17 protein-coding genes and 1 tRNA gene are annotated in these 26,119 nt (G+C 72.9%); 5 read left to right on the forward strand and 13 right to left on the reverse strand.

All coding sequences use genetic code 11. From position 1 onward, the window contains the following. Positions 1–36: 36 nt before the first annotated feature. The 7 genes from C3V41_RS08190 to metG all read right to left on the reverse strand — a co-directional run bounded on the left by C3V41_RS08190 (position 37) and on the right by metG (position 9,945). Positions 37–2,154 (reverse strand): ABC-F family ATP-binding cassette domain-containing protein, encoded by a 2,118-nt coding sequence (locus C3V41_RS08190; RefSeq protein WP_106109868.1) that lies wholly within the window; start codon positions 2,152–2,154, stop codon positions 37–39. Continuing rightward, on the reverse strand, positions 2,154–3,269 hold the full coding sequence (locus C3V41_RS08195) for a GHMP family kinase ATP-binding protein (RefSeq protein ID WP_106109869.1): 1,116 nt from the start codon (positions 3,267–3,269) through the stop codon (positions 2,154–2,156). The genes C3V41_RS08190 and C3V41_RS08195 overlap by 1 nt, the downstream gene beginning before the upstream one ends. Beyond that, positions 3,266–4,330 (reverse strand): 16S rRNA (adenine(1518)-N(6)/adenine(1519)-N(6))-dimethyltransferase RsmA, encoded by a 1,065-nt coding sequence (rsmA, locus tag C3V41_RS08200; protein WP_106109870.1) that lies wholly within the window; start codon positions 4,328–4,330, stop codon positions 3,266–3,268. Before rsmA ends, C3V41_RS08195 begins: the two co-directional genes overlap by 4 nt. 52 nt (positions 4,331–4,382) lie before the next feature. Then, positions 4,383–5,396, reverse strand: coding sequence for a G5 domain-containing protein (locus C3V41_RS08205; protein ID WP_254423533.1), 1,014 nt, complete (start codon positions 5,394–5,396; stop codon positions 4,383–4,385). A 382-nt stretch (positions 5,397–5,778) separates the two neighbouring features. After that, positions 5,779–6,567: a G5 domain-containing protein gene (locus tag C3V41_RS08210; RefSeq protein ID WP_368033246.1), complete on the reverse strand. Its 789-nt coding sequence runs from the start codon at positions 6,565–6,567 to the stop codon at positions 5,779–5,781. A 353-nt stretch (positions 6,568–6,920) separates the two neighbouring features. Further along, positions 6,921–7,847: a TatD family hydrolase gene (locus tag C3V41_RS08215; RefSeq protein WP_441299704.1), complete on the reverse strand. Its 927-nt coding sequence runs from the start codon at positions 7,845–7,847 to the stop codon at positions 6,921–6,923. Positions 7,848–8,097: 250 nt separating this feature from the next. After that, positions 8,098–9,945 carry a methionine--tRNA ligase gene (metG, locus tag C3V41_RS08220; protein ID WP_106109873.1) on the reverse strand — a complete coding sequence of 616 codons (1,848 nt, stop codon included), beginning with the start codon at positions 9,943–9,945 and terminating at the stop codon, positions 8,098–8,100. Positions 9,946–10,317: 372 nt separating this feature from the next. On the opposite strand from metG, the gene C3V41_RS08225 reads away from it, so the two are divergent. Then, positions 10,318–10,941 (forward strand): hypothetical protein, encoded by a 624-nt coding sequence (locus C3V41_RS08225; protein WP_129591533.1) that lies wholly within the window; start codon positions 10,318–10,320, stop codon positions 10,939–10,941. A gap of 197 nt (positions 10,942–11,138) precedes the next feature. Here the strand turns inward: C3V41_RS08225 and C3V41_RS08230 are convergent, their stop codons facing one another. Continuing rightward, a complete protein-coding gene (locus C3V41_RS08230) occupies positions 11,139–11,729 on the reverse strand; it encodes an isochorismatase family protein (RefSeq protein WP_106109875.1) in 591 nt (196 codons plus the stop codon). A gap of 816 nt (positions 11,730–12,545) precedes the next feature. Between C3V41_RS08230 and rsmI the strand changes: the two genes are divergently transcribed. The 3 genes from rsmI (at position 12,546) to C3V41_RS08245 (ending at position 18,330) form a co-directional block, all read left to right on the forward strand. Continuing rightward, positions 12,546–13,550: a 16S rRNA (cytidine(1402)-2'-O)-methyltransferase gene (gene rsmI, locus C3V41_RS08235; protein ID WP_106109876.1), complete on the forward strand. Its 1,005-nt coding sequence runs from the start codon at positions 12,546–12,548 to the stop codon at positions 13,548–13,550. Positions 13,551–14,906: 1,356 nt separating this feature from the next. Beyond that, complete coding sequence (locus C3V41_RS08240; RefSeq protein ID WP_165271609.1) at positions 14,907–15,287, forward strand: NUDIX domain-containing protein; 381 nt, start codon at positions 14,907–14,909, stop codon at positions 15,285–15,287. 727 nt (positions 15,288–16,014) lie between these two features. Then, entirely contained in the window at positions 16,015–18,330 is a 2,316-nt protein-coding gene (locus C3V41_RS08245) for a phospholipid carrier-dependent glycosyltransferase (RefSeq protein WP_368033249.1), read from the forward strand. 147 nt (positions 18,331–18,477) lie between these two features. Here C3V41_RS08245 and C3V41_RS08250 read toward each other — a convergent pair. After that, positions 18,478–18,550 (reverse strand) — tRNA-Thr (locus C3V41_RS08250). Positions 18,551–19,020: 470 nt separating this feature from the next. On the opposite strand from C3V41_RS08250, the gene C3V41_RS08255 reads away from it, so the two are divergent. Continuing rightward, positions 19,021–20,097, forward strand: coding sequence for an asparaginase (locus tag C3V41_RS08255; RefSeq protein ID WP_106109878.1), 1,077 nt, complete (start codon positions 19,021–19,023; stop codon positions 20,095–20,097). 4 nt (positions 20,098–20,101) lie between these two features. On the opposite strand, the gene C3V41_RS08260 is transcribed toward C3V41_RS08255, so the two are convergent. The 4 genes from C3V41_RS08260 to C3V41_RS08275 all read right to left on the reverse strand — a co-directional run bounded on the left by C3V41_RS08260 (position 20,102) and on the right by C3V41_RS08275 (position 25,695). Further along, positions 20,102–21,745, reverse strand: coding sequence for an alpha/beta hydrolase (locus C3V41_RS08260; protein ID WP_254423534.1), 1,644 nt, complete (start codon positions 21,743–21,745; stop codon positions 20,102–20,104). Positions 21,746–22,553: 808 nt separating this feature from the next. Further along, complete coding sequence (locus C3V41_RS08265; RefSeq protein WP_441299705.1) at positions 22,554–24,020, reverse strand: DNA polymerase III subunit delta'; 1,467 nt, start codon at positions 24,018–24,020, stop codon at positions 22,554–22,556. Further along, complete coding sequence (tmk, locus tag C3V41_RS08270; protein WP_106109879.1) at positions 24,017–24,871, reverse strand: dTMP kinase; 855 nt, start codon at positions 24,869–24,871, stop codon at positions 24,017–24,019. Before tmk ends, C3V41_RS08265 begins: the two co-directional genes overlap by 4 nt. Then, complete coding sequence (locus tag C3V41_RS08275; protein WP_254423535.1) at positions 24,868–25,695, reverse strand: hemagglutinin; 828 nt, start codon at positions 25,693–25,695, stop codon at positions 24,868–24,870. The genes tmk and C3V41_RS08275 overlap by 4 nt, the downstream gene beginning before the upstream one ends. Positions 25,696–26,119 lie beyond the last annotated feature (424 nt).

A 26,119-nucleotide genomic window follows, 5' to 3' on the forward strand; every position in this document is an offset into this window, starting at 1 on the left:
GCGCGAGGCGGCGGCCAGGGGGCGGGCGCGGGGCGTCTAGTCCTCCAGGGCCTGGGCGGCCTGGAGCCACTGCTCCTCCAGGGCGGCCTGCTCGGCCTGGGCGGCGCTCAGGTCACGCCCCAGACGGGCCAGCTCGCCCACGCGCGCGGGGTCGGCGGCAGCCTCCTCCAGGCGGGCCTGAAGGCGTCCGACGGCGTCCCCGGCCTTCCCCACCCGACGCTCCAGGCGGGCCAGGGCCTTGGTGGCCTCCCGGTGCTGGGCTCCCGTGAGCCCGCCTGCACCGGCCCCGCCCAGGGCCCCGGCGCCCCCGCTGGCCCTACCCGCACCGTCGCGCCCGCTGCGGCCCGCACCGTCGCGCCCGCCGCCCCTGCGGGACCTGCCCGGTCCAGGTCCCGGCGCCCCGCCCCCACCGCGGGCCACGCCACCGGACTCCTGGCGCCGCAGCGCCAGGTACTGCTCGACGCCGCCGGGAAGGTCGCGCAGGCCCCCGTCGCCCAGGAGGGCCACCTGGTGGTCGGTGACCCGCTCCAGCAGGTAGCGGTCGTGGGAGACCACCACGAGGGTGCCGGGGAAGGAGTCCAGGACGTCCTCCACGGCGGCCAGGGTGTCGGTGTCCAGGTCGTTGGTGGGCTCGTCCAGCAGGAGCACGTTGGGCTCGGTCATGAGCAGTCGCAGCAGCTGGAGGCGGCGCCGCTCACCGCCGCTGACCTCCCCCACGCGGGTCCAGGCCCGCTGGCGGGTGAAGCCCAGGCGCTCGACGAGCTGGGCGGCGGTCAGCTCCTTGCCGTCCACGACCACCCGTTCACCGACCATGGCCACGGCCTCGACCACACGCTTGTCCGCCAGCGCGTCGAGCTCGTGGGTGGACTGGGACAGGGCGGCCACCTTGACGGTCCTGCCGCGCACCACGCGCCCCTCCGTGGGCTGCTGGACGCCCTCCAGCAGGCGCAGCAGGGTGGTCTTGCCCGCCCCGTTGACCCCGACGACGCCGACCCTCTCCCCCGGTGCCAGGCGCCAGGTGACGTGGCGCAGGACCTCGGTACCCGGCCCGGCCCCGCCGGTCCCGCCGTCACCGGCCCGGCTCCCGGCCCCGGTGCCCGGTACCCCTGCGCCACCCGGGGCGGAGCCGTCACGAGCCAGCACGGAGCCGTCACGGGTCAGTGCGGAGCCGTCACGGGTCAGTGCGGAGCCGTCACGGGTCAGTGCGGAGCCGTCACCGGCCAGGTAGCGCACGGACACGTCCTCCAGGTCAATGACCTTCTTACCCAGGCGGGCGGTGGCCATGGCCGTGAGCTGGACCGTGTCCCGGGGCGGGGGCACATCGGCAATGAGGGCCTCGGCGGCCTCGGTGCGGAAGCGGGGCTTGGAGGTGCGTGCCGGGGCGCCCCGGCGCAGCCAGGCCAGCTCCTTGCGCAGCAGGTTCGCCCGTTTCCCGGCGGCCAGGGCGGCCTGCCGGGAGCGCTCGGCCCGGGCCAGGACGTAGGCGGCGTAACCGCCGTCGTAGGTCTCGACCCTCCCGGCCACCTGGGGGCGGTCGCCCCCGGGGTCCACGCCGGGGACGACCTCCCAGACGTTGGTGCACACCGCGTCCAGGAACCAGCGGTCGTGGGTGACCACGACCAGGGCGCCACGGGCACGCCGGGACGCGAACCGGGCGCCGACGTAGCGGGCCAGCCAGGCCACGCCCTCGACGTCCAGGTGGTTGGTGGGCTCGTCGAGCACCACCACGTCGGCCGGGGCGGTCAGGACCGCAGCCAGGGCCACGCGGCGCCTCTGGCCCCCGGAGAGGGTGGCGGCCCGTGCGCCCAGGTCCAGGTCCGCCAGCAGCCCGGCGTGGACGTCGCGGACCGCCGGGTCGGAGGCCCAGGTGTGCTCGGGGACGTCCCCGTGGACCGCCTGGACCACGGTGGCCTCCGCGTCCAGGTCGTCGGCCTGGCTGAGCATGGCCAGGCGCACGCCCCCGGTGCGGGTGACACGCCCGCCGTCGGGGTGGCGGGCCCCGGCCAGGACCCGCAGGAGGGTGGACTTCCCGGCGCCGTTGGGCCCCAGGACCCCGACCCGGGTGCCGTCCTCGATGCCGAGGGTGACGCCGTTAAGCAGGATGCGCGAGCCGACGACCACGCGCAGGCCCTCCACACCCAGCAGGTACGCCATCAGCCCACCACCCTGGCCCCAGCCACGGGGGCGTCCACGCGCAGCACGCCGGAGCAGACCCCGGAGGCGGTCAGGGCCCGTGACACCCTCTGGGCGGTCGCCATGTCGGTCACCAGCGCCGCCACGGTGGGCCCGGAGCCGGAGACCATGGCCCTCAGGGCACCGGAGGCCTGGGCCACGTCAATGACGTCGGCGAGCTCGGGGCGCAGGTCCAGGGCGGCAGCCTCCAGGTCGTTGCGCATGACCTGGGCCAGGGCGTGGGCGTCCCCGGCCCGCAGGGCGGCGGTCAGGGCGGGGGGCACCGGGTCGGGGGCCGACGCCCTGGTCCTGGCATCGGGCTGCGGCGTCAGGCCCGACGCCGGGGGCACGTCCCGCGTGGACGCCGCCGGGAGCGCCGGAGCCTCCGGGCCCGCAGGTGCCTCCAGGTCCGCTGGGGCCGCAGGGGCCTCCAGGCTCGCCAGGGCCGCGCCGGGGCCGCGCAGCTCATCCAGGCGGCGGAAGACCGAGGGCGTGGGCAGGCCCCGGTCCTGGAGGGCCAGGACCCAGTGGTAGGTGCCGCGTGTCATGAGGGGGCTGAGCTCGTCGCCCCGGTCAGTGCCCAGGGCGCTGCCGCCCAGCAGCGGGAAGGGGACGTCGGCGCCCAGGTGGCGGGCCAGGCTCATGAGGTGGTCCAGGGCCAGGCCGGTGCCCCACAGCTGGTTGCAGGCCAGGAGGGTGCCCGCGGCGTCGGCGCTGCCCCCCGCCATCCCGCCGGCGACCGGTACCCGCTTGCGTACCAGCAGGTCCACGCCCTCGGTGACCCCGGTGGCGGCGGCCAGGAGGCGGGCGGCGGCCACGGCGAGGTTGTCCTCACCGGTGGGCACGGCGGGGTCGGGCTCCTCCAGGGTCAGGGTGATGGCGCCGATGGCGTCCGCCGCCTGCCGGCGCGCGGTGACGGTCTCAATGAGGCGCACCGCCTGGAAGACGGTGGTCAGCGGGTGGTAGCCGTCGGCGCCGGGGGCGCCCGCGGACAGGAAGAGGTTGACCTTTCCGGGGGCCTCGACACGCACGGAGGCGGCGCTGCCCGAGCGGCTGGGCAGGTCGGAGTCGCTGGGGACGGCACGCAGGTAGCTCATGGTCTCTCCTTGGGGGCGCGGGGCGAGGCGGCGGGGGCGGGCCGGGTCCCGGACCCGGGGGCGCAGGCGGCCTCCGTCGTCGGGCTGCCCGCCCGCCCGCCGGAGTGCCGGGCCCGGGTCCCCAGGGCCTCGGCTAGGGCGGCGAAGGCGGCGACGTCGAGGGTCTCGCCGCGCGCGCGCGGGTTGACGCCTGCCTGCCGGGCGGCCTGCTCGGCCTGCTGCGGGGAGCCCGCCAGGGCGGCGAGGGCCTGGCGCAGGGTCTTGCGGCGCTGGGAGAAGGCGGCGTCGATGACGGCGAAGACCGCCTCCCTGGGGGCGCGGGTGGCCGGGGGGGCGTGGCGGGTGAGCTCGACCAGGGCGGAGTCCACGTGGGGGACCGGCCAGAACACCGTGCGGTCAATGGTCAGGGTGCGGCGGGCCGAGGCGTACCAGGCGACCTTGGCGCTGGGGATCCCGTAGGTGCGTGACCCCGGGGCGGCGGCCAGGCGGTCGGCGACCTCCGCCTGGACCATGACGGTGGCCGACTCCAGGCAGGGCAGGGCCTCGAGGAGCGTCAGGAGGACGGGGACGGCCACGTTGTAGGGCAGGTTCGCCACCAGGAGGGTGGGCAGGTCCGCCCCCTGCGGCAGGCCCAGCGACTTCGGGCCGGTCACGCCCAGCGCGTCGGCGTGCACGACGCTCAGGCTGCCCGCGGCCTCCGGCATACGGTCGGCGACGGTGGCGGGCAGGGCGCGGGCCAGGACGGGGTCGATCTCCACGGCCACCACACGCGCCCCGGCAGCCAGGAGGGCCAGTGTCAGGGAGCCCAGGCCGGGGCCCACCTCCAGGACGGTGTTCCCTGGCCGGACGCCCGCGTGCCGGACGATGCCGCGCAGGACCTCGGCGTCGTGCACGAAGTTCTGCCCCAGGGCCTTGGTGGGCCGTAAGCCCAGGGCGGCGGCCAGGCCACGCAGCCAGGTAGGGCTGACCGGGGGCAGGCGGCCTGCCTCCGCCGTCTCCCGGTGGGGGCAGGCGGAGGTGGGGTGGCGACGCCGGGCGGCGCCGTCGGAGGGGTCGGGCATGCCCCCAGACTACCGGGGCCACGGCAGGGCGGTAGAGCGGGGGCCGGGCGGCTCAGTACCAGCCGGTGGCCTCCGAGTGGGCCCAGGCGCCGCAGGGACTGCCGTAGCGGCCCGCAATGTAGCCCAGCCCCCAGGTGATCTGGGTAACAGGGTTGGTGGCCCAGTCGGAGCCCGCCGAGACCATCTTGCTTCCCGGCAGGGCCTGGGGGATGCCGTAGGCGCCCGAGGAGGGGTTCTCGGCCTGGTAGTTCCAGCCCGACTCGCGGTTCCACAGGCTGACCAGGCAGGAGAACTCCCCCTCGCCCCAGCCGTAGGAGCCCATCATGGACCGGGCGACCGCCTGGGCGTCCCCGGCGGTGGTGCCGCCGGAGGCGTACTGGGGGGTCGGGGCGGCGGTGCCCGAGGAGTCCGAGGAGGAGCTCGACGAGGAGGAGGGTGCCGCGGCGGGCGCCGGGGCGGGGTCGGCCGTGCCCACCAGGACGACCTCGTCCACGGGCTTGGTGACGACGACGGTGGAGACGGCCTCACGGGAGATCTCGGTGTTGTCCGCCCAGGTGACCCGGTAGGTGGTGCGGGTGACCCCGTCAACGCCCTGGGTCTCGACCTTGGTCTCCCCCTTGGGGAGGGTGTCGGTCTCCTTCTCCACCCGGCTGTGGGCCTGGGTCTCGTCCAGGGTCTGGGTGGTCACGGTCGTGGCCTGGCCGTCCACGGTGAGGCCCGTGTCCTCGGTGGGGGCGGCGGAGGGGGTGGCCGTGTCGTCGCTGTCAGCAGCGGGGCTGGGGGTGCCGGTGGCGCCCACCGGAGGCAGGGAGGCGCCTACGGGCAGCGGTGCGGCGCCGTTGGCGCCCTCGCCCGGGCCGTTCTGCTGGATGGCCGCGTAGGCCCCGCCACTGACGCCAATGGACAGGACCGCGGCGACCGCACCGGCACGCAGGAGCGTGGAGGGGGTCAGGGTGGCCAGGAGCCCGGAGGGGGCGAGGTGTGCGTGGCGCTCACGCGCACCGGGCTCAAGACCCTCCTCGGTAGCGGTCGGTTGGGTGGCTGTTCCGTGCTGGTGGTGGTCCACTTGGGGACATCCTTCCGTCGGTGACTGCTCGCCACGGTAGCGGAGATCCACCGCCACGCGCCAGGAGATCGCTCACCCCTCAGCGAATTCCCAGGGTCCGCGTCGGCGGGTCCACCCGGGCCCGACGGCGTCATATCGGGTCGGTCCCGGATCCTGGGAGCGCGGCCAGGGGCTCATAGGCGTGCCGGGTATCACGTACGGTGTACGGCGTGGCGACGTGCGCGAGGTGTCGACGGCCTCCGTGCCCGGCGTCACTGCGTCCACGCCTCCCTACCCACCGGGGCCCGGGGCGCCAGGGCCCGCTGGCACCAGCCCGGTCCGGCGTCGACGCCGGAGCGGCAGCAGGTGATCGGGCGGGTCTGGTGGCAGCCTGGTAGCCGGCTCAGTACCAGCCGGTGGCCTCCGAGTGGGCCCAGGCGCCGCAGGGGCTGCCGTAGCGGCCCGCAATGTAGCCCAGCCCCCAGGTGATCTGGGTAACGGGGTTGGTGGCCCAGTCGGAGGACACCGACGCCATCTTGTCCCCGGGCAGGGACTGGGGGATGCCGTAGGCGTCCGAGGAGGGGTTCTTGGCCTGGTAGTTCCAGCTCGACTCCCGGGTCCACAGGCTGTGCAGGCAGGAGTACTCCGCCTCGCCCCAGCCGTAGGAGCCCATGAGGACCTTGGCCACGGCCTGGGCGGACTCCGGGGTCTTGCCGTCACCGGCCTGGGCCAGGGCCACCTCGGTGGCGGTGCCGGTGCCCACCAGGACCACCTGGTCCACGGCCGGGGTGAGGACGACCCGGGAGACCGCCTCGCGGGAGATCTCGGTGTCGTCGGCCCAGGTGACCTGGTAGGTCACCCGGGCGACCCCGTCGACCCCGGCGGTCTGGACCTTGGTCTCCCCGGCCGGGAGCTCCTTGGTCTCCCGGGTGACGACCTGGTGGGGCTGGACCTCGTCCTGGGTCAGGGTCGTCACCGAGGTGGACTGGCCGCTGACGGTCATGGGGTCCTGGGTCGCCTTGGCCGAGGAGCCGGAGTCGGAGTCGGTGCCGCTGGTGCCGATGGCCGCGAGCGCGGCGCGGTTGGCCCCCAGGGGCTGGATCACGTCGCTCCCGGCCTGCACGGCGGCGTAGGCGGCGCCGGACACGGCCAGGGAGAGGACCGCGGCGGTCCCACCGGCGCGGTAGATCATGGGGGACAGAGAGGTCTTCGCCCGTCCCTCGGCGCGACGGCGGCCGTGGGTTGCGTTCTCAGCAGCCGCAACACTTCGGGAGGCGAGGGAACCGAGCTCGATCAGGGTGGTGCTTAGGGAACTTGTCTGTGCGTGCCTGCCCACTAGTCAAAACCTTCCACAGGAGACAGCGTCCGGTCCAGAGTACCTGTTAGACGCGAGTCCGACAACGCATAGGAGGTACAGCACGTGCGAAACGGCCCGGACCAGGGACAATGCCAAGGCCCCGTCACAGGGGTGACGCTGCCCGGCAGGCCACGGGCACCGGGGTGGGGCGACGGTAGGCAGCCGGTGCACAGGCACCGAGGCCGGCCTCACCAGGTGCCGTAGACCTGGGTGGTGGTGGCCTCCAGACGCTGGCAGGCCTGCTCCTCGTCCAGGCCGCGCTGAGCGGCCAGGAACCTGACCGTGGCGGGGATGAGGTAGGAGGCGTTGGGCCGGCCCCGCCACGGGACGGGTGGCAGGTAGGGGGCGTCGGTCTCCACCAGGAGCAGCTCGTCGGGCAGGAGGGCCAGGGCCTCGCGCAGCCCCCGGTTGGAGGGGTAGGTCAGCGGCCCGGCCACCGAGGCGTACCAGCCGTGCTCGGCGCAGGCGGCGGCCAGGGCCGACCCACCGGAGAAGCAGTGGAAGACGGTACGCGCCGGGGCGCCGTCGGCCAGCAGGATCTCCACGCACTGGGCGTGGGCGTCCCGGTCATGGATCTGCAGGGGCAGGTCGAGCTCCTTGGCCAGGGCGATGTGGGCCCGGAAGGCCTCCCGCTGGGCGACCGCCCCCCGCGAGCCGGTACGGAACAGGTCCATGCCGGTCTCCCCCACCGCCACCACGAGCTCCCGGTGGGAGCGGATCGCGGTCTCCAGCAGGCCCATGGCCTCGTCCAGGGGGATCTCGTGGTGCGGTCCCGGGACGTGCTCCAGCCCGTCCGGGCCGGTCTCGAGGATCCCGGCGTGGAGGACCGCCTCATTGGGGTGGACCCCCAGGGCCGCCCGCACCGGCCGCAGGCTGCGGGCCATGTCCAGGGTCCCGGACCAGGTGGGGAGCTCGCAGGCGGAGGTAATGAGCCGGGCCACGCCCACGGCCGCCGCCCGGGTCACCAGGGCGGCGGCGTCCAGAGGGGCGTCGCTGCCGGGCCCGGTGTCCCCCAGCCCCGCCACCGGCAGGTGGGTGTGGTTGTCGGTGACGCGCCCCGCCAGGGGCGCGACGGCGTCGAGCTCCACCCAGCTGCGTTCACGCCTTGCGCTCATCACTCCTCCTCGTGTCCGTGCCAGCGGGCCCGGTGGCGCCGCCCTGGTCCGCCGCGGCGGGCCCGGAGCCACTGTGTCACCTGGTCCTTGGTGTCGTCCAGGAGGGTACCGCTCCGGACCGTCCCCGCGCGGCGCCCCGCTCAGGCGACCGGCCACCGGCTGGCCCCGGCACCAGGCGACCGGTCCCGCCCACCGGCATGCCCGGCCCCGGACTGGCCCGGTCCCTGGCTGGCCCGGATCCCCGGCCCGCTCAGGCGCCGGTGACGTCGTCGGGCAGGAAGTCCGCGTAGCGGGCCAGCTCCGTGTCGACCACGGACTCGTCCAGCTTGGTGAAGACGGGGGTCGGGCGTCCCACCGGCGTGCCCACGACCACCGGGTGGCGGCCCCAGGACGGCGCGCCGGCGTAGTCGCCGGTAATGACCGGGTAGCCGCTGCGCCCCTCAAAGGCCTCGGGCAGGACCTGGGGGTCGAGCTCGGCCACCTCCTCGACGCGGGGCATGGGGGCCACCTCGCCGGCGCCGCCCATGACGCGGTCCACGTCGTTGGCGGCGTGGGGCAGGAAGGGGGAGAGCATGAGGTTGAGGTCGGCCACGGCCTGGGCCAGGGTGTGCAGCACCGTGGCCAGGCGCTCCTGGGTGGCCGGGTCCTGCCCCTTGAGCTTGAAGGGCTGGGTGTCGGCCACGTACTTGTTGGCCTCCCCCACCAGGCGCATGGCCTCGGCCAGGGCGGCCTTCTGGCGGTGCTGGGCGATGAGGCCGCCGACGGTGTCGAACCCGGTCTCGATAGCGTCCAGCAGGGCGCGGTCGATGTCCTCCAGCTCCCCGGGGGCGGGGACGGCGCCAAAGCGCTTGTGGATCATGGAGGCGGTGCGGTTGACCAGGTTGCCCCACCCGGCCACCAGCTCGCCGTTGGTGCGCCGCACGAACTCGGCCCAGGTGAAGTCGGCGTCGGCGGTCTCGGGGCCGGCGGCGCTGATGAAGTAGCGCAGGGCGTCGGCCTGGTAGCGCTTGAGGAAGTCGCGCACGTAGATGACGATGCCGTGGGAGGAGGAGAACTTCCTGCCCTCCATGGTCAGGAACTCGCTGGAGACCACCTCGGTGGGCAGGTTCAGGCTGCCGAGCTCCCCGGGGGCGCCGCCCCGCTCGCCCCGGCCGTCGTAGCCCAGGAGCTCGGCGGGCCAGATCTGGGAGTGGAAGACGATATTGTCCTTGCCCATGAAGTAGTAGGACAGGGCGTCGGGGTCGTTCCACCAGGCGCGCCAGGCCTCGGGGTCCCCGCTGCGGCGGGCCCACTCGATGGAGGCCGACAGGTAGCCGATGACGGCGTCGAACCACACGTAGAGGCGCTTGGTGGGCTGGTCCTCCCAGCCGGGCACGGGGATGCCCCAGTCAATGTCCCGCGTCATGGCGCGCGGGCGGATGTCGGCCAGGAGGTTGACGGAGAAGCGGATGACGTTGGGGCGCCAGGTGCCCGAGGCCTGACGCTCCTCCAGCCAGGCCCCCAGGGCGCCGGCCAGGGCGGGCAGGTCCAGGAAGTAGTGGGTGGAGTCCACGAACTCCGGCTTCTCCCCGTTAATGCGGCTGCGGGGGTTGATCAGGTCGGTGGGGTCGAGCTGGTTGCCGCAGGCGTCGCACTGGTCCCCGCGCGCCCCGGGGGTGCCGCAGATGGGACAGGTGCCCTCGATGTAGCGGTCCGGCAGGGTGCGACCGGTGGACGGGGAGATGGCCGAGCGGGTGACCTGCTCGATCATGTAGCCGTTGTCCCGCACGGTACGGAACATCTCCTGCACGACGGCGTAGTGGTTGCCGGCGGTGGTGCGGGTGAACAGGTCGTAGGACAGGCCCAGGGCCACCAGGTCCTCGACAATGAGCCGGTTGTTGCGGTCGGCGAGCTCGCGGGCGCTCACGCCCTCGGCGTCGGCGGCCACCAGGATGGGGGTGCCGTGCTCGTCGGTGCCGGAGACCATGAGCACATCGTGGCCGGACATTCGCATGTACCGGGAGAAGACGTCGGAGGGGACGCCGAAGCCGGCGACGTGACCGATGTGGCGCGGGCCGTTGGCGTAGGGCCAGGCGACCGCGGACAGGATGTGGCTCATGGGGCAAGACTAGCGGCTTCGCGCGCCGACCCGCCCCCAGAAGGGAGCGGCGCCGGGCGGCGGCGGGCAGCGGGCCGCCAACGGCACCGTACGCGCGCAAGTCCCAGGCCCGCGCGGCGGGCGGCAGACGCCCGCCTGGTGCCGGTACCCAGGTCGGTGAGCACCGCAGGCCCGCGCGGCGGGCGGCAGACGCTCGGGGACCGCCCCGAGCTCCTGGACACGACCCGCGTCCCGCGTGGCGGCAGCGCCCGGCGGGCCGGCACGACGTGGCGGCGGGCCCGCTCGCCCCTGGAGCCAGCCCGTTGCCGGAAGGAGGCGCGCGGCGCCGTCCCTCCCGTAGGCTCACCTCGTACCCTCGCCCGCAGGAGAGCCATGTCCCACACCCCGTCAGCACCACCGGCCCTGAAGGAGAAGAGCCGCGTCGGACCGAGCGTTATGTCCGCCGTGGGCGGTCTGCTCACGGCCCTGGCCGTCGCCGCCCTCGTCATGGGCCTGGACTCCGCCTCCGCGCGCATCTCCCGCAGCCTGGACCGGGGCGCCGCCCTGACCCCTGCGGGCCCCACCAGCGTGGCCCTCAAGAAGGACCTCACCTACGGCCTCTACTCCGACGACGCCGACGCCACCTGCTCGGGCACCGGCCCCGGCGGCGACGCCATAAGCGTGCAGGCCCCACGCCGCAGGACCACCACCAGGGGCCTGACGCTGGTGGGCACCTTCCAGGCGGACGACGCCGGGACCTACACCGTCACCTGCACCAGCGGCCCGCAGGCCCGCCTCCAGCTGGCCAGGCACATTACCGTCGGCCAGGTCAGCAGCGCCGTCTGGGGCGTCCTGGCGAGTATCGTCCTGGGCCTGCCGGGCCTGGGCCTGCTGGGAAGCGGCGGCATCTGGATGATCATGTGCTCGACCCACAACAGGAAGGTGCACGAGCAGATGGCGCTCCGGCTCCAGTACCGCATCCAGCAGGGCGACGTCGGGTTGCACCGGCAGGACTAGTGCCTGGGGGACGCCCGCCCGATGACGTGCCCAGCGGGACGTATCGGCAGGGCCAGGACGGCGGCACGGGCAGGCCGTCCGGCCAGGCGGCCCCGCGCGGGCGAAGGCGGCCTCCAGGGTGACCAGTCCGGCGTCGGCCCCCTGAGGTGGGCCTGCGCAGGCGAAGGCGGCCTCCCTCCTGACCACCGCCCGCAGGCTCAGGCCTGGGAGACGGCCAGCTCCACCCCGGCGGCGGCCAGGGCCGTGCGGGCGGCGGCCCCGAGCTCCGGGGAGACCGGCTCAGTGAGGTCGGTCAGGACGCGCGTGGCGTAGCCCAGACGCTGGGCGTCCAGGGCCGTGTCCTTGACGCAGTGGGACTCGGCGAGCCCGACGACGTCCACGGCGACGACCCCGCGGGCGCGCAGGGCCGCGTCGAGGGTCCCGCCGGACGCCGTCGTCCCCTCAAAACCGGAGTAGGCGGCAGCGTACTGCCCCTTCTTGACGGTGACGTCCGCGTCCACGTCAGCCAGGGCGGGGTGGAGCTCGGCCTCCGGGGTCCCGGCGACCCCGTGCGGGGGCCAGGTGTCCACGAAGTCCGGGGCCGAGGAAAAGTGGCCGCCCGGGTCAATGTGCCAGTCCTGGGTGGTCACGATGACGACGTACTCGGTGCGGTGGGCGGCGACGTAGCCCGCGATGCGCCCGGCGACGGCGTTGCCTCCTGCCACGGGCAGGGCGCCGCCCTCGCAGAAGGTGGGCTGGACGTCCACGATGATGAGGGCGCGGGGAACATGGGTCATGACACCTGTCATGACACCATGATAGCGCCTCACTCCCCTACCCGTCGACCACCGGACCCCCGCCGCCCACGCCCCGTGGCGTGTTCGTCGGGGGCGGGGCGGCGGTGTTGCACATTCATCCTGGGGGCTCGGTCGGACCGTTGGCGTCATTCCAACGTTTTCCCGCCCCGGGAGGCGTCCGAGGACAGGATGAATGTGCAACGCGGGCGCCATTGCACATTCATCCTGGTTCCCAGGCCCAGACCGCCAAGCAGATCCGCATGATCCCGCCGTTTACTGATCGCCGATTGTAAAAAGAATGTGCAACTCCCCTCTCCCGCCCCGGCACCTGAGAGGAATGCGGCGCCGATGGTGCGGGACTGGACCTCCATGCGCTCCCGCCCCGGCACCTGAGAGGAATGCGTCGGCTGGCAGCCACGTACCCCCCGTACGCCGCTCCCAACCTGGCACCTGAGGGAGATGCACGAGTCAGGTCCAGGCGGGGGGCGGTCCGAGTTCACGGCCCGCGCGTCGATCTCGCCGAAGCGCGAGTCAGGCCCGGGCAGGGGCGGCCCCCACCGACCTCGGTGCTGGCGGTGGCGCGGGTCAGATCCAGACAGGCGGGCGGTGTCGGACCCCTGCCCCGGCACCTAGGGGGGAATACCGGGACAGGCGGGGGAAGCAGGCGACCATCCCGCCCCTGCCCCAGCACCTAAGGGGAATACACCAGGTCAGGGCCGCGGGGATCAGGGCCTTCCACCCCTGCGCCGGCACTGGGGGGAATACGGAAGGAGCCCCGCCACCGCTCCGGTGGTCCTCCGCCCCGGCACCTAGGGGAATACTGGCGCTATGACTGACGTCGCAACGTCTCCCGGACCGGAGCCCCGAGGACCTGGGCAGGCACACGACCCCGCCCGCACGACGTCCTCCGGACCGGAGCCCCAGACCGGCCCCGAGGCACCCCGAGGCGGTCCCACGAGCGCGAGGACCAGCGAGGGCAGAGCCGACGGGTCACCCTGCCTCCCGCTCCCCGGGCAGATCCTCCTGGCCGCCACCCCGATCGGCAACACCGCAGACGCCTCCGCCCGCCTGCGCGCCGCCCTGGAGCACGCCGACGTCGTCGCCGCGGAGGACACCCGCCGCCTGCTCAACCTCGCCGCCCGCCTGGGGCTGTCGGTCGGCGGCCGGGTCGTGGCCTTCCACGAGCACAATGAGCGGGCGCGCACCCCCGAGCTCATTGAGGCAGCCCGCGCTGGCAGCAGCGTCCTGGTGGTCTCCGACGCCGGGATGCCCTCGGTCTCCGACCCCGGCTACCGGCTCGTGGTGGCGGCCGTGGCGGCGGGGGTGAGGGTGTCCGTGGCCCCGGGACCCTCGGCGGTGCTCACCGCGCTGGCCCTCTCCGGCCTGGCCACGGACCGCTTCTGCTTCGAGGGGTTCGTGCCGCGCAGGGCCGGGGAACGGCGTCGTGCCCTGGAGGCGCTGGCCGGGGAGCGGCGCACCATGGTCTTCTTTGAGTCCCCGCGGCGTACCCACGACACCCTGGCGGCCATGGCGCGGGCCTTTGGCGAGGACCGACCCGCCGCCCTGTGCCGGGAGCTGACCAAGACCCACGAGGAGGTGGTCCGCGGCAGCCTGGAGCACCTGGTTGAGGCCACGTCGGGGCAGGTGCTCGGTGAGGTCGTCCTGGTCGTGGCGGGGGCCCGGCCGGAGTCGGCCGACCCGCACCAGGCCGCGCTCGCGGCGCTGGCGCTCGCCCAGGAGGGCGTGCGGCTCAAGGAGGCGGCTGCCCGGGTGGCGGGGGAGAGCGGGCTGCGCCCCAACGAGGTCTACCGCGCCGCCCTGGCCCTGCGCTGACCTGGCGTCCCGGCGGGTGAGGGGCGTGCGCCAGGCCGGGTACAACGCCTACCCGCCCGGCACTGCCGTCCCGGCGGGTGAAGGGTGTGCGACCGGCCTGCGCCAGGCGCTGCCGGGCGGCAGCTGGCGTCCCGGCGGGTAAGGGGCGTGCCCCAGGCCGGGTACGACGCCTACCCGCCCGGCACTGGCGTCCCGGCGGGTAATGAGGTAGGCCAGCGGCGAGGTCTGCAACGCCCCACGGTACCCCGGCGGTCAGGGCACGGTACCCGGCGGCCAAAGGAGGCAGCCCGGTACCGCCCCAACGGGTACGGCTGTACGCAACTCGTCCTGCGCCAGATACTCTGGTACTCCAGCTAACGCCTATCTCCACAGCCCGGAGGTGCCTTAGCTCGTATCTTTAGTTCCGTTTTATAACGCCACCGGTCCCCCACAGTCCGGAGGCGCCTGCCCCTCACAGCCCAGTTCTGTTCACGCAGGTAACCGCCTTCTGCACAGGACGCTCTCCTTGCGCGCCGACACTCCTTGTTGCCCGCAAGCCTGGTCTGGGGGAACGACACTCCCCTGCACGCCACGCCGACGCTCCTCCTGCCGTGCGGCCCCCTGGCCCGGCCCCTATACGGACAATGCCGACTCCGCCACCAGGTCCCTGGGATGCTGGACTCCTGCCCGACCCCCACATGAGCGGCGCGGACCCTCAGGCCCCTCCAGACGGTGGACGCCCCGCCGACGGGTCCCAGGTCATCGCCGCCCTACACTCAGGCCCTTCCAGACGGTGGACGCCCACTCCGGCCCGACCCCTACACGGGCGGCGCACCCGGGGGTTATTCAGTGGTCCGGCGGCGCGACAGCAGATTCTGTCGCAATCTGAGGATCAGAGCTGACCCCACCCCGTCCTAGACTTTGTGCGTTTAATGTCCACGCAGGTCAGAGGCTCGCGCCTCAATAGAGTTAAGAGTGCTCGACGTTCTGATCCTCAGATTTGGACACGCGAGAAAAACGAACCACCAGATAGATGGCAAACCATCCAGGGCGCCGCATAAAGTTCGCCATATGTGCGCCGAGAGAGGCGAGGGACCCCTGCCCTCACGATTAGTTACGCCCTGCTAGCGTGTTGTCTCGTGAGGCTGGGTCGAAGGCGGTCCTCCTAGCGAAAGAGACGGTGTGGCCTCGGCGAGCCCTGCCAAGACAAGGTCGTGGCGATCCTCCCGGCGGAGAGGGCCGGTGCGACGCCTAGGGGAACATTTTGTGCAGAGGGTAACCGATTGCGCAGAAAGTGACCTGGATTCGTTACCTTCTGCGCAAAACGTCACCCTGTGCACAAAATGTTCCGCCCTGCACAACCCGCACGCTGCCCTCGTGCGCGCGACCAGCATCCCCGACTCCCCGCAAGCAGGCTCTACCCTGCCCGGTGGGCGCCTGGAGCACGGAGAGACCCTGAAGACCTGTCTCTTACGAGAGTTCGCGGAGGAGGTCGGAATGGCCGTCATGGTCCACGATCAGATCCTCGCCGGCGAGAACTTCTTCACCCGTGCGGGACGTACCGTGCACTCCATCGAGTTCTACCACGCTATCTCAGCAGATCCTCTACCTGACGAACCACCGCGACCCCGCGAACCGGACCTCGAGTTCGCCTGGGTGGGGGCGGAGGACCTGTCATCCCTCAGACCCGAGTTTATTATCGATATCCTCAAGGATCTCCTGGGATCCGACGCCGGGTCGAGGCGTCCCCACGGCTAGCACCGCACAATCCGACCTTCCTGTCGCTCTTTGGACGTCCTCGTACGCGCCGCCACCCACGCCTCTAGCTCCTGCTGACGGGGCGTCAGGACGTCGCCTGCCGGTCTGATATGAGCGTGTGCACTACGGTTTCTACCGACCGGGCGTCAGCAAACTAGGTCGCGTGTCCACCAGGTGGCGCACCCCCTGGTCCCTGCCGACGGCGGCAGCATACCGGCCTCGTCCTCACCGGCACGGCAGGAGAGGCTTGTCCAGGACCAGGAGCTCGAGGTCGGACGCCTCGTCCTCACCGGCACGACAGGAGACGTCCTGTCAACTAAGGCGCGAACAGAACCGCGGGCACCCTCGGTCGTGCCGAGACCCGGGATTTTGACCTGCGTAAACATTCTGGGGAGGGCGGACCCTGACTCTCAGATTGCGTCAAGACCGGGCACCAGACTCGACAGGGCCGTGAATACCCCTCCCGTTCCCACGGAGGGGACGGGCTGACGGAATCCTTGGCACGCGCACGGCGTGCACCCCTCCCGTTCCCAGGAGGGTACGGACTCTTTAGCGGTTGCTCGAGCCGCTTCGACTTACCCTTCCCGTTCCCACGGAGGGGATGAGGCAGGGTTGCGCGCGGGCTTCATCATCCACGCCCTGACCCGTTCCCACGGAGGGGACGAGGCAGGGCGCCTCGTGCCCGGCCGCGGCCCACCTGCTGGCGCGGCATCCTAGACTCACCGTCGTGACTACCTCCCGTGAACCCGACTCCCGGCCCGGCGGCGACACCGCCCCTCCCCCACGCCAGGTGGCCGGGCGCCCGGAGGAGGCGGACGACGCCAGGCCCTCGGCCTCCAGCCCCGCCCAGGCCTCCCCGGACCGGGCGGACCAGGCCGCCCCGGCCCCAGACGCCCCGGTCCCGGCCGCCCCAGGCGCTTCTGCCCAGCCCCACCCTGACCAGGCCCCCTCCGACCGCCCTGACCAGTCGGACGAGACGCCCACGGACGCCTCCCCAAACCAGGCGGACCAGGCCGCCTCGGCCCCGGACACCTCGGCCCCGGACACCCCAGACGCCTCGTCCCAGCCGAACCTCACCCCGGACGCCCCGGACGCCCTGGACACCCCGACCGCCCCGGACACCCCCACCTGGGCGGCTCTGGCCCCCGCCCCTCCGCCACCCACCCAGGCGGAGGCCACGGCGTCGAGCGTCCTCACCGCGCAGGCCACAGCCCTCCTCGACCCCCAGCAGGCCAGCGCCCAGGACGACCAGAAGGCCCAGGCACCCCGCAGCGAGGACCTCCTGCGCCGCCTCCTGGGCCTGGACCCGCTGGGCTGGACCCTGCCGGTGGCCGTGCGCGTCAGCGGGTGGGTGGCGACGGCGCTCGTCACCCTGGTGGCAGCCGTCACACGCCTGGTCGGCCTGGGGCACCCCTCCACCCTCGTGTTCGACGAGATCTACTACGCCAAGGACGCCTGGTCGCTGTCCCACGTGGGCTACGAGACCTCCTGGCGCGAGGGGGCGGACGCGGCCTTCGCCCGGGGCGACACGTCGCTCATGACCACGAACCCGAGCTACGTGGTCCACCCCCAGCTCGGCAAGTGGCTCATCTCCCTGGGCATGGACATCACCGGCCCGGGCCACGCCGCGGGATGGCGGCTCATGCCCGCCGTCGCGGGGATCGCCACCGTCTTCCTGCTGGCCCGGCTCACTATGCGCCTGACCCGCTCCCCGCTCCTGGCCGGCCTGGCGGGCCTGCTCCTGGCGATCGACGGCGTCGGCATCACCGAGTCCCGTATCGCCCTCCTGGACGTCTTCATCGGCTTCTTCGCCACCCTGTCCCTGTACTGCCTGGTGCGGGACCGCCAGTCCTCCCGCGCCCGGCTGGCCCGGGACCTCGCCGGAACGCCCGCGGGCACCACCCCCACACGCCTCCACCTGAGGCCCTGGCTCCTGGCCACGGGCGTGGCACTGGGCCTGACCTGCTCCATCAAGTGGTCGGGCCTCTACCTGACCATGGTGGTGGGGATTATCGCGGTGGCCTGGGACGTCCTGGCCATGTACCGGACCAAGGTGCCCTACTGGTTCGCCTGGGGGATCCTGGTGCGCGGCGGCGGCGACTTCCTGCGGACCGTGCCCGTGGCCCTGGCGGTGTACGTGGCCGGGTGGTGGTCATGGTTCACCCACCCGCGCGCCTACAAGCACGGCTGGGCGGCAGCCATCCGCGCGACGGGTGAGCGCGTGCCCCGGGACTGGCTGCCGGACCCCCTCAACGACCTGCTGGAGTACCACCACCAGGCCTACGAGTTCCACACCCACCTGCACGACCCCCACCCCTACATGTCCAAGCCGTCCGCCTGGCTCCTCCAGCTGCGGCCCACGTCCTTCCACTGGCTCGACAAGAAGGCGGACCTACCGGGCGCCACCTGCAGCTCGGGCGACTGCGTCCAGGCCATTACCTCCCTGGGGAACGTGGCGGTGTGGTGGTCGGCCTTCATCGCCCTGGTGACCCTGCTGGTGGTCCTGGCGGGGATACGCCGCGACTGGCGCGCCTGGGTGCCGCTGGCCGGCTACCTGGGCCTGTACGTGCCCTGGTTCCTGTACTGGGAGCGCACCATCTTCCAGTTCTACACGGTGGCCTTCGAGCCCATGGTGGTCCTGGCCCTGACCCTCATGCTCGGGCAGGTCGCGGGACTGCTCACCCCGACGCCGGGAAGCGCGGCCGAGTGCGCTGAGACCGCCGCGCTGCGGGCGGGCAGGATCGGCCCGGGCATCGGCGCCCCCCGCGGGCCCCTGGCGCTCTTCCTGGGCTTTGGCCTGACCTCCCCTCGACGCAGGTGGAGGCGGTTCCTGGAGCGGTTGACGACCTCCAGGCGGGCACAGGTGCTGACGTACGTGACCGGGGTGCCCTCGTGGCGTCTGCGCCGTGAGGGCGTGGTCCTGACCGCGGTGGTGGTGGTCCTGGCCGTCGCCTGCGCGCTGGCCTGGTGGCCCATCTGGACGGCGCACACCGTCGACAGGAGCTTCTGGTACTGGCACATGTGGCTGCCCTCCTGGATCTGAGGGCCGCCGCGTCCTCGAGGTAGCCCTGGGCCGTCAGCCGCCAGACTGAGCCGCCCGGGGCTGCCGTACCCGCCACCGGCCCCGCAGGCCAGCGGCGTAGTATCAATGAGAAAGGGCCCCGGCATGACGCCGGGGCCCGGGACCGGGAGCCGCCTGTGGGAATCGAACCCACGACCTATTCATTACGAGTGAATCGCTCTGCCGACTGAGCTAAGGCGGCCTGCCGCCCAGTGGCGGCGCAGGAGACTGTACCGGCCGGTGAGCCGACCACGCAATCCGCAGGCGCCCGACGCCGTCGTGGGCCTGGACACAACCGGGGTCGACGCCGTCGGTCCCACGTACCCGTAGGAGACCCATGGACCGTGCTACCACGCCCCGACCCGGCCGCCCCGGGGGTGGCCGACGCAGCCCCCACCAGCCCGGCCCCCGCCCCCGCTGGCGCCCCAGGCACCAGCGCCCTGAACCCTGGGACGGCGCCTCAACCCACCAGCTCCCCGTCCCCCAAGGCGCCCAGTCCCACCAGCCCACCGGACCCCAGGGCGACGCCCAAGCCTACCGGCACCCCGGGCACCAACCCGGCCCCCGCGGCGGCTCCCCGGCCCACCGGCGCCCCGGCCCCCAAGGCACCCAAGCCCAAGCCCACCAACACGCCGGACGACGTCGTGCTCGTCAGGACCAGGAGGCCTAGAGGTGCGCGTCCACGTCATCTACACCGGGGGCACCATTGGCATGGTGGACTCCCCCCGCGGCCTGGTCCCGGGGGCCGACCTGGAGGGCTGGCTCACCCGCCTGCTGGACCGGCCCCGGAGGCCCGGACCCGGTCAGGACGGCCCGGGCCCGGACGACGTCACGCTCACCAGCCTGGACCCGCTCATTGACTCCTCCAACGCCACCCCGGCCTCCTGGCAGCAGGTCATTGACACCGTCCGCGCCCTCGCAGCCCCCGACACCGGCTCTACGGCCCCCAGCACCGGCCCCACAGCCCCCGCGGCCCCCGGCACCGGGCCTGCGGCCTTCGTGGTCCTCCACGGCACCGACACGCTGGCCTACACCGCCGCCGCCGCGTCCTACGCCCTGACCGACCTGCCCCACCCGGTGGTCCTCACCGGCAGCCAGCTGCCGCTGGGGGTCCTCGGCTCGGACGCGGCCGGTAACGTCACCGGCGCCCTGGTGGCCGCCACGAGCGGACGGGTGAGCGGGGTGAGCCTGTTCTTCGGGCACCGGCTCCTGGCCGGCAACCGCGCCACCAAGACGAGCTCGTGGGCCTACGACGGCTTCGACTCACCCGCCACCCCGCCCCTGGCGCGCGTCGGCGCACCCTGGCGGTGGTACCCGGCGCCCCCGGCCGGTACAGGCTGGCCGGCCCCCCGCCCCTATGCCCGCCAGGACGTGGTGGTCCTGGACCTGGTCCCGGGCATCACCGCCCGACGCCTGGAGGCGCTGCTCACGCCCCTGCCCGACGCCGTCGTACTACGGGCCTTCGGGGTGGGCAACGCCCCTGGCGCCGAACCGGGTCTGACCGGGGTCGTCAAGGAGGCCGTGGAGGCCGGCACCGCAGTGGTCGTGGCCTCCCAGTGCCATGAGGCGCGCGTGCGCCTGGGCCGCTACGAGACCGGCGAGGCGCTCACCCGTGCCGGGGCGGTCGGGGCCGGGGACATGACCCTGGAGGCGGTCTACACCAAGATCGTGTTCCTGCTCTCCCAGGGCCTGCGCGGGGCGGGGCTGTCCGACGCCGTGGGGCGTGACATCGCCGGGGAGGTCACCTAAGGCCTCACTTGCTGCCGGAGCACCTCAGGCCCTCCTCGGGCAGCTGGCCGGTCAGGAGGTAGGTGTCCACGGCGTCGGTCACGCAGGCCCCGCCGCGGCCGTAGGCGGTGTGCCCATTGCCCTCCCAGGTCAGGAGCCGGCCGGAGTCGAGCTGCCTGGCCAGGGCCTCGGACCAGGCGTACGGCGTGGCCGGGTCCCCGGTGGTACCCACCACCAGGATCGGGGCGGCGCCGCTGGCACGGATCTCGGTGCGCTCGCGGGTGGAGGTGTGCCCCCAGATCTTGCAGTACAGGTCAGAGTAGGCCAGCTCCTCGCCGAAGGTCGGGGAGGCCTCCCTCAGCTCGGTCGCCTCCTGGTCCCACACGGCGGCGTCGCCCTCCACGGGGTAGTCCAGGCAGTTAATGGCGTTAATGACCTCGTCCCCGTTGCCGGAGTAGGTACCGTCCTTGCTGCGGGAGGCGAACAGGTCGCTAATGTACAGCAGGACGGAGCCGTCGTCCTGCTTCATGGCCTGGGTCAGTCCCTGGGAGAGCACGTTCCACGCCTCGGACTGGTAAAGGACGTCCAGGACGGCCGACCAGGCCAGGGAATAGGTCAGGGGTCGGGAGGGGTCGGCGGTCCTCAGGGGGCGGTTGCGGGTGGACTCCAGGAAGGCCTGGATCTGCTTGACACCGGAGTCCACGTCACCGGTCAGCGGGCAGTCCTTGCCGCCCAGGCAGTCGGCGACGTAGGCGCGCAGGGCCGCCTCAAACCCCTGGGCCTGGCCCTGGGTCAGGGCGGCGGCGCTCAGGGTGGGGTCGACGGCGCCGTCGAGCACCATGCGCCCGACGTTGCCGGGGAAGAGCTCGGCGTAGGTGGCCCCCAGGTAGGTGCCGTAGGAGTAGCCCAGGTAGGTCAGGGCGGAGCTGCCGGACAGGGCGCGCAGGATGTCGAGGTCCTTGGCGGCGGAGACGGTGTCAATGTGGTCCAGGAGCCCGGTGGTGGTGGTGTTCGTGGTGCAGGCCTGGGCCATGGCGGTCGCGGCGGACTCCACGCTGGCGCGGTAGGCGGCGGCGTCGGCGGAGGGCTTGGTGGCGTAGGGTCCCTGGCCGGAGCGCTGCTCGTCCACCTGGGCGTCGGTCAGGCAGTCCACGGCGGTGGAGGAGCCCACGCCGCGGGGGTCGAAACCGATGACGTCGTAGGAGTCCAGCAGGTCGGAGGAGAAATGGCTGTTAATACCGCCCACGAAGTTGACGCCGCTGCCACCGGGGCCCCCGGGGTCGGTGAAGAGCGTGCCCATGGCCTTCTTACTGGCCGGGCGCTTCTTAAGGGCGATCTGGATGGTGGGCCCGTCGGGGGCCGAGTAGTCCAGGGGGACGGTGACGGTGGTGCACAGGAAGGTCGCGTCCTTGTCGTTGACCGCCGCGATCCCGGCATCCTTGGAGCAGGGGTACCAGCGGACGTCCTGCTCGTAGAAGCGTGACAGCTCGGGTGTAACCGGGGTGGGCGTGACGGCGGTGGCCACGCTGACAGGAGCAGAGTCCACCTTCCTGTCCTGATCGGAGCAGGCGGTCAGGGTGGTAGCCGCCAGCAGCACGGCGGCAGCGGCGGCGACGGGGCGCATTCGGCGCGGGGTCGCGCCCGGGGCGTGGGGCAGGTGGGTCTTCATCCCGACAGCCTACGGGGCGCCCAGGGTCGCGGTCCTCCTCCCGCGGACGGAGAGTCAGCGAGGACGGCCCCAACCACCTCCGGGGCCTCGCTGGCCTCCTGCCGCAGACGGAGAGTCAGGCCCGACGCCGCCCCCTGCGCGTCCCCGTCAGGCGCCCCTGGTCGTGTCGGTGCGGGCCAGGTCCCCAGCCCACGGCCACCCCAACAGACCGTGCAGCATAGAGGTCACCACCACCCCAGAAGGACTACTCACCAGAACCTGGAACCCCACCTACGAGGCCAGGATACTGACACAGTACGGCCTGCTCAGCCACATGAAGCCCTTCCACCGACGCACACCCGGCACACCAGGTAAGGAGGAGGAAGAATCCTGGCGTGAGTGGTGACTACGGGGTTGACTGGGGTTCCCTGCGTACCAGGGGCGGGGTGGGTATGGATCCTGGGCTGATCAGGGCCCTGCTGCACGCGCCGCGCCACCTGGACCGTTCCAGCCTTCGCAGGACCCTACCCGTGCCGGGGACGTGCCAAGGACCTCGGCACCACCAGCGCGGCAGTCAGCGGCCGGGCAGTTACAGCACCGGATCCGGGAAAGCCGGAGGACTATTCACGACTGCGGCCATGCCGAGGGGTGGTTTGTCGCAATCTGAGGATCAGGACCGACCCTACCCCGCTCCCGTCTTTGTGCACTTAATGTCCACGCAGGTCAGAGGCCCGAGTCTTGACGGAGCCACAGGTGCCCCTCCTTCTGATCCTCAGATTGCGACACAGGCGGAGATCTGGGCGCACAAACGATGGGAAAACTACCCGCGCTACGCCTGGGGACGCAGGGCCACCATCAGGGCCTCAACGGCCAGCAGTGGGGAGACGGTAGAACGCAGCCTGGCCCGGCACTCCTCAATCGCGGCGATCCGGGCCAGGGACTGCTCAGGCCCGGTCGTGGCAGCCACCTGGTCGAGCTCGTCCTCCAGATCCACATTGACCCGCTCGACGTCGCTGCCCATCTGGGTGGCCAGCACGTCACGGTAGAAGGAGAGCAGGTCGATCATGGCCCGGTCCAGGACGTCGGTACGAGCCCGCTTAGCCCGGCGCTTCTGGTCCTCCTCCAGCGCCCGGACCTGGGCGCGCAGGGACGGGGGGACCCTGGCGTCGCCCTCCAGGCCCAGGGCACGCAGGAGCGCGGCCCTCTCCCGGGCGTCACGCTCGACGGTAGCGTCCTTGGCCTCGGACTCGGCGGCGTCCACCAGGTCGGCGGCAGCCAGGACGGCGTCGCCCACGCTGCGCAGGGACACCGGCGACATGAGCAGGCGGCGGCGCCGCTCCCAGGCCCCGGGGTCGGTGGCCAGGTGCCGAGCGAGCCCAATGTGGGACTGGCTGGCCCGGGCGGCCCGGGCCGCGAGCGCCGGGTCGGCCCCATCACGTCTGACCAGGAGCTCGGCGACGGCGTCGGGGGGCGGGACGCGCAGGGTCACCAGGCGGCAGCGGGAGCGGATGGTGGGCAGGACGTCGTCGGCGCTGGGGGTGCACAGGAGCCAGACCGTCTGGGGCGGGGGCTCCTCAATGGACTTCAGCAGCACGTTGGTGGTGCGCTCGGCCATGCGGTCGGCGTCCTCCACCAGGATGACCCGCCAGCGTCCGGTCCAGGGGCGGCGCTGGGCCTCGCCAATGAGGCCCTTGACCTCCTCCATGGTGATCAGGAGCTTCTCGGTGGCCAGACGCACCACGTCGGGGTGGGTGCCGCTCATGACGTCCCGGCAGGGCTTGCACCGCCCGCAGCCGGGGGTGGGGCCGGTGCACTGCAGGGCGGCGGCGAAGGCGCGGGCGGCGACCGAGCGGCCCGAGCCGGGTGGCCCGGTGACCAGCCAGGCGTGGGTCATGGCCGAGGCCTCCGGACGCGGATTGCGGGGCCGGGCAGGGGCCGGTCGGGGAATGCCGTCCCCCGACTGGTTGGCGCCCTCTGGCTGCCCGGTACGTTCCGACTGGCTGACGCCCTCCGTCAGCGAGGTATTCCGTTGGGGACGGACTGGCTGCGGCTGGGCGCGGCCGTCCTCCGCCAATGAGGCGGCTTCTTCCGACCCCACGTCAGCCCCCGGGGCTATAGCAGGCTCGGCGCCCTGCAGTGCGGCTGCTGACCCGGCCCCCGGGGCCGTAGCTGACCCTATATCCGAGGCGGTGAGGCGACCTTCACGCTCCTCGGCGGCTACCCGGGCCGCCCGGGCTGCCTCAGTGAACCGTGCTACCACGGCCTCCTGGCCGACGACGTCGTCCCAGACGCTCACTGCCCCACCTCCTGCGCCCACTGGGCCAGCTGCTCCGTACTCCCCCGAACCAGCTGCTCCGTACTCTGCCGAGCCGGCTGCTCCGTACTCTGCCGAGCCGGCTGCCCAGCGCTCCCCTGCCGGGCCAGCCGCCCCTGGGCGAGCCGTTCTCGTAGCAGCGGGAGCACCTCCGCGCTGACCTGGCGTCCTACCGTCTCAACCTCCTGGGCGGCGTCGACCACCACGAAGCGATGCGGCTCGGCGGCGGCCAGGTCCAGGAACTCCTGGCGCAGGGTGGCGCGGAAGGAGTCAGGCTCCTGCTCGATCCGGTCGCCCAGGCCCCGACTCCTGGCGCGCTGGGCGGTCAGGGCGGGGTCGGCGTCGAGCAGGACGGTCAGGTCCGGCAGGAGGGAGCCGGTGGCCCACAGGGAGAGGTCGCGGACCTCCTGGGGTCCCAGGGCGCGGGCGGCCCCCTGGTAGGCCACGGAGGAGTCCAGGTAGCGGTCGGTGAGCACGACGGCGCCGCGCTCCAGGGCCGGGAGGATACAGGTCGCCACATGGTGGGCGCGGTCGGCCGCGTACAGCAGGGCCTCGGCGCGGGGGGAGACGTACCCGCCGTGGAGGAGGAGCCTGCGGATGGAGGCGCCGAGCTCAGTGCCTCCCGGCTCCCGGGTCAGGACGTACTCGACCCCAGCCTCCTTCAGGACAGCCTCCAGGAGGCCGATCTGGGTGGTCTTGCCCACGCCGTCGCCCCCTTCCACGGAGATGAGCAGGCCGGTCCCGGGATGGGCGGGCAGGTCCGCGACCTGGGTGGGCGCCCCCGCCTGGGGGCCGGTCCCGGGGCGGGCGGGCAGGTCTGGCGAGGTGGTCATGAGCCTGCCTCCGGGGTCGAGGGCGTGGGGTCGCCGAAGAAGGTGCGGAAGTAGCCGTAGAAGTTCCAGTTGCCCCAGGAGGTGCAGGAGTCCCCGCCCGAGGCCGCCGCCTGGTTGGACTGGTAGGGCGTGTAGTCGTACAGGCCAGCGGTGGACTGGGTAGCGGCGGTCAGGTCCGCGGCCCCGCAGTCGGGGTCGGCGGAGTAGGCCACCTGCGTGGTCACCCCCTGGACCACCCCGTACTCCCAGGGGTTGAGGCGGTAGAGCTGGAACTGGGAGGCGGCGGCGTAGATCTGGTGGAAGAAGCCCCCCCACTGGGCGTTGCAGGTGGCCCCGTCCGGGCAGGCGTAGCCCGCGGCCGCCTCGTAGGCCCGGGCGGTCAGGGTACGTCCGGAGGCGGTGAGCAGCCCCTGCTCCTTCTGGATGAGGACCAGGAGGACCTGGGGGTTGATGCCGCAGGCGGTGGACACCTTGGAGACGATCGCCGCCGCTGTCTCGCCCTTGGCCCCGCGGTAGGCCTCACATGTGCTCGTGGCCTCCTTGTCCTCGGTGTCGAAGGTGGAGGCCGCCAGGCAGGGGGTGCCGTCAACGCCGGGGACGCAGCCGTCGTTGACGGTGGAGATGAACCTGGCGACCTCAGCGGAGGTCATGGCCTGGCTGTTGTAGAAGACCTCGTCGTCAATGAGGTGGTTGGGGTCGTAGCCGGTCATGTCCAGGGAGACGGGGGCGGGGGAGCTCCTGCTGGTGGACCCCGGAGAGGAGGCGGGAGGGGACATGAGGTTGGCGACAATGAGCCCGGCCATGAGGGTGGCGGCGAAGGTCACCAAGGCAATGGTCACCGGGCTGGCCGTGCGACGACGGCGCCACCAGGGGCCCGTCAGGGGGACCCACGCCAGGATCCGGGAGGCGGTGCCGCGGGAGGCGCCGGCGGTGCCCGGGGTGCCGGACCTAGGGGCACTGGCGACGTCGGGGGTACCGGACCCGGGGGTAGCAGCAGACCCAGAGGCAGCAGAGGTGCTGGCGGATCCGGCCTCCTGCCCGTTCCCCGGCCCCGTGGGTGACGCCCCTTCGCGGGCCGACGCCGAGCGCGCCGTCGGTCCCGACGGTGACTGCGACCGACCCGGCCCCGACTGACGGCCGGAGGGCGCAGCACGACGAGGGCGAGGGGGGCGGCGCGGAGAAGGCAAGGACATCACCGCCATGCTGCCACACTCATGCCCGGCTCCCGGTCAGCCCTGCGGCCAGGGC

It is taken from the genome of Actinomyces sp. oral taxon 897 (genome assembly GCF_002999235.1).
Taxonomy (GTDB): Bacteria; Actinomycetota; Actinomycetes; order Actinomycetales; family Actinomycetaceae; genus Actinomyces.